Source organism: Rudaea sp. (assembly GCF_036383415.1).
In the GTDB taxonomy this organism is placed as follows: Bacteria; Pseudomonadota; Gammaproteobacteria; order Xanthomonadales; family Rhodanobacteraceae; genus Rudaea.
On record NZ_DASVOK010000313.1, the window covers coordinates 1 to 3,081 of the forward strand.

3 protein-coding genes and 1 pseudogene are annotated in these 3,081 nt (G+C 66.9%); all 4 read right to left on the reverse strand.

Going from position 1 to position 3,081, the window contains the following annotated elements:
- Positions 1–88: 88 nt before the first annotated feature.
- On the reverse strand, positions 89–784 hold the full coding sequence (gene ftsE / locus VF497_RS11805) for a cell division ATP-binding protein FtsE (protein WP_330888924.1): 696 nt from the start codon (positions 782–784) through the stop codon (positions 89–91).
- 6 nt (positions 785–790) lie between these two features.
- A complete protein-coding gene (locus VF497_RS11810; RefSeq protein WP_330888926.1) occupies positions 791–2,221 on the reverse strand; it encodes an amino acid permease in 1,431 nt (476 codons plus the stop codon).
- 60 nt (positions 2,222–2,281) lie between these two features.
- Positions 2,282–2,770, reverse strand: a complete 489-nt coding sequence (locus tag VF497_RS11815) for a GNAT family N-acetyltransferase (protein WP_330888928.1) — start codon at positions 2,768–2,770, stop codon at positions 2,282–2,284.
- A gap of 21 nt (positions 2,771–2,791) precedes the next feature.
- A pseudogene (locus VF497_RS11820) lies at positions 2,792–3,081 on the reverse strand (ATP-dependent RNA helicase RhlB); the annotation flags it as partial.

A 3,081-nucleotide genomic window follows, 5' to 3' on the forward strand; every position in this document is an offset into this window, starting at 1 on the left:
CACGCGCGCGCGCGCGGGCGCTCGTGCGCGGGTGCGCGCGGCGCGAGCGGTTTTTCCGGTTTGACTTGGGCCGGAGTGACACGGCGGTTCATGCGCGCACCTCGGCTTTCGACACAGGCGCAGGCCGGAAATCATCGATCAACTTTCCGTGATCGAGCACGAGCACACGCTTGCCCATGCGCTTGATCAGGTTCAGATCGTGGCTGGCGACGAGTACGGCCGTGCCGACCTGTTCGAATTCGGCGAACAGTTTCATGATCTCCGCCGACAGCACCGGATCGAGATTGCCGGTCGGCTCGTCGGCGATCAGCACCGGCGGCTTGCCGACGATCGCGCGGGCGATGCCGACGCGCTGCTGCTCGCCGGTCGACAGCGTCACCGGTGCCGATGCCTCGCGCGCGAGCAGGCCGACCTTGTCGAGCGCGGCGCGCACACGCTTGCCGATTTCCTCGCGCGAGCAGCCGGCGATCTCGAGCGGCAGGGCGACGTTGTCGAACACGCTGCGATCCATCAGCAGGCGATGATCCTGGAACACCATGCCGACGCCGCGGCGCACGCGTGGTACATGGCGTGCCTTGGTCTTGGCGAAATTCTGGCCGTTGACCGTGATCTGCCCGCGCGTCGGCCGGTCCATCAGCGCGACGAGGCGCAGCAGCGTGCTCTTGCCCGCACCCGAATGGCCGGCGACGAAGGCCATCTCGCCTGCGGCCAGCTCGAACGAAAGATCGGTCAGCGCTTCCTGCCCGGACGGATACTTCTTGCTGACCTGTTCGAAACGAATCACGCCTGTTTACCGCGCCAGCTGGCTGTGGCGCATGCCGTAGCCGAAGTAGACGAGAAGGCCGATGCTCACCCAGACCACGAACACGAGCCAGGTGATCGCGGCGAGCTCGGACAGCAGCCAGATCGAGAACAGGATGCCGATGATCGGCACGAAAGGCACCCACGGCGTGCGGAACGAGCGCGGCAACTCGGGCTTGCGCATGCGCAGCACGATGACCGATGCGCAGATCACGATGAACGCCGAGAGCACGCCGATGTTGACGAGCTTGGCTACCTCGTCGAGCGGAAACAGTCCGGCGACGAGCGCGGTGAACACGCCGAGCACGATGGTCGGGCGATGCGGCGTGCCGTAAGTCGGATGCACATGCGCGAACCAGCCCGGCAGCAGGCCGTCGCGCGCGAGCGCGTACCAGATGCGCGCCGCGCCGAGCATGAACGCAAACAGCACGCTGATCAGGCCGAATACGGCCGACACCGAAATCGTCGCCGCGACCCAGTTCAGACCCAGGCTCTTGAACGCATCGGCGACGGGCGCCTCGGTGTTGAGTTTCGGATACGCCACGATGCCGGTCAGGATGAGCGAGACGGCGAGGTACATCGCCATCGACACGCCGAGCGAAAGCAGCACTGCGCGCGGCAGGTCGCGCTGCGGATTCTTCGATTCCTCGGCCGCGGTGGTCAGCGTGTCGTAGCCGAACACGGCGAAGAACACGACGGCCGCGGCGGTCGCGATGCCGCCCCAGCCGAAATGGCCGACGCCTTTCGCGTCGATCACGCGCTCGGGCACGAACGGATGCCAGTTCGTCGGATTGACGTAGAACACACCGATGCCGATCACGAGCGCGACCGCGGCGACCTTGATCGCGACGACGACGGTGTTGAAGCGCGCGCCCCACTCGGTGCGGAACACGAGCAGCGCGGCGACGCCGAGCGTCACCAGTGCCGCGATCACGTTGAACACGCGGCCTTCGCCGGTGCCGAGCGCGCCCTGTGCCCAGACCGGCAGCACGATGCCGGCACTCGCCAGCGCGGACTGTACATAGCCCGACCAGCCGATCGCGACGACGGCGACGATCAGTGCGTATTCAAGCAGCAGGTCCCAGCCGATCAGCCACGCCGGCAGCTCGCCGAGCACGGCGTAGCCGTAGGTGTAGGCGCTGCCGGTGACCGGAATCATGCCGGCGAATTCGGCGTAGCACAGCGCGGCGGCGGCGCTGGCGATGCCGGCGATGACGAACGCGAGCGCGACGGCCGGTCCCGCGTTGAGCGCCGCCTGTTGTCCCGCGAGCACGAACACGCCGACGCCGATGATGCCGCCGATGCCGATCGCGGTGAGTTGCCAGAGGCCGAGCACGCGGCGGAAATCTCCACGCTTGCCGGCTTCGGCCTGCAGCGCTTCGACGGATTTGTGCCGCGTGATGGTGTCGATCAGGCTCATGGACCCTCCCCGAATGATTTGCCCGCGATCATAACCGAGGGGTGAGGTTGGTTGAGCAAGTCAGGTCGGGATGCTGCGTGCCTGCAGCGATACCTGCTTCTTTCCACCGCCGAGCCACTGCGTGCCGACTTCGCGAAAGCCGCAGCGCGCGTGGAATTTCGCCGAGGCGGGATTGGGCGGATCGAGATCGAATTCGCAGGTCAGCGTTTCCACGCCCGCAGTTCTCGCGAAGGCGAGCAGATCGTCGTAGAGCATCGCCGCGAGCCCGTGGCCTTGCCGATTTGCGGTGACGACGATGCGATCAATGTAGAGGAATTGCGCATGGCGTTGCGCGAACCAGCGGTAGTTCGGGCTGTCGTAGTCGGCGCCTTCGCGCAGCACGAGCAGGAACGCGGCGACCGCGCCGTCGATCTCGACCACGCGATGGCAGGCGGCCTGCGCATGCAGGCGGAGTAACCGCGCTTCATCGAGCGGACTGAGAAAATGCACCGACTCGGCGTTGAGGGCGAGGATCGCGGGGAAGTCGCGCGTTGTGGCGTCGCGGATCATGCGGCCTTGTCGCGCCGCAGATCAGGAACGCTTGAACATGCGCACGATGCGATGGAAGAAGCCGGGCTTCTTCGCTGCAGATTTGGCGTCCGTCGCTGTGGCGGCGGAAACCGCCGTCGGGATGGTTGCCGGTTTGCCCTTGGGCGCGGCGAAGGTTTCGGCGCCGGCTTGCGTCTCGATGCGCTCGCCGTGACGACGACCGCGTCCACCGCGGCGGCGACGTTTTTTCGGCGCGGGGCCGTCGGCCGACACGGCGACCGCGGGCTGGGCGACTGCGTCGTTCGTCGCGGCCGGCGTTTCGCGGCGTGGCT

Excerpts from the sequence above, each read along its gene's own strand:
- VF497_RS11810 (WP_330888926.1), bottom strand. The coding sequence starts at position 2,221 with ATGAGCCTGATCGACACCATCACGCGGCACAAATCCGTCGAAGCGCTG.
- VF497_RS11815 (WP_330888928.1), bottom strand. The coding sequence starts at position 2,770 with ATGATCCGCGACGCCACAACGCGCGACTTCCCCGCGATCCTCGCCCTC.